Raw genomic sequence first — 525 nt, 5'->3', positions numbered from 1 at the left:
CGGTTTCCATGCGTGTGCCCTCACCCTCACAGGCCTGCTGCTGAAAGCTGACGCTGCCGTCGGTTGCCACACAGCGATACACCTGCGCCGCCTGGCTGCTGATGGGCAGAAAAGAAATAATCAAGCGTGTCTTCGACCTCGTGATAGATTTTGGGACATCCCAGTCCCCAAAATCGACTCGGCCTTTGACAACCTATTCGTGCCCCAGCCGTCCTGGTCACCAAGCACTACGCAACAACTTCGCAAGCTCGTTGCTGCTCCGTACTTGGCTCCCATATGACTGGACGCCGCGTTCGGAGGCCTACTTTGTTTTCCCTCTGGCGCAAGGCACGCCGGGAAAACAGTGCGGCCTCGCGGCTACTGGGGTCTACCAGCCTTCGCTTCGCTCTCCATGGCTGGCAGCGGAAGAAAAAACAGATGCTTGCTTTTGACATGGCTCTCTCCCTGAGCGGTGGTTGAAATGCACGTCAATCCCTGACGTGCATCTGATCTTACGCTGAAAGCAGGCCTTCTTACAAATCCAGC

General features: G+C 56.6%; 2 protein-coding genes. One reads left to right on the top strand and one right to left on the bottom strand.

Annotated elements, in window-relative coordinates; translation table 11 throughout:
- Positions 1–82, bottom strand: an 82-nt coding sequence (locus tag ACOCD2_RS25915) for a hypothetical protein (RefSeq protein ID WP_374109788.1), incomplete at its 3' end; no start/stop codon positions are given.
- Positions 83–140: 58 nt separating this feature from the next.
- On the opposite strand from ACOCD2_RS25915, the gene ACOCD2_RS25910 reads away from it, so the two are divergent.
- Positions 141–431: a hypothetical protein gene (locus ACOCD2_RS25910; protein WP_293675682.1), complete on the top strand. Its 291-nt coding sequence runs from the start codon at positions 141–143 to the stop codon at positions 429–431.
- Positions 432–525: the final 94 nt, after the last annotated feature.

Origin of the sequence: Thiolapillus sp. (assembly GCF_048562965.1) — a bacterium.
GTDB lineage: Bacteria > Pseudomonadota > Gammaproteobacteria > Chromatiales > Chromatiaceae > Thiolapillus > Thiolapillus brandeum_A.
This window is presented reverse-complemented; position numbering and strand designations above follow the sequence as displayed.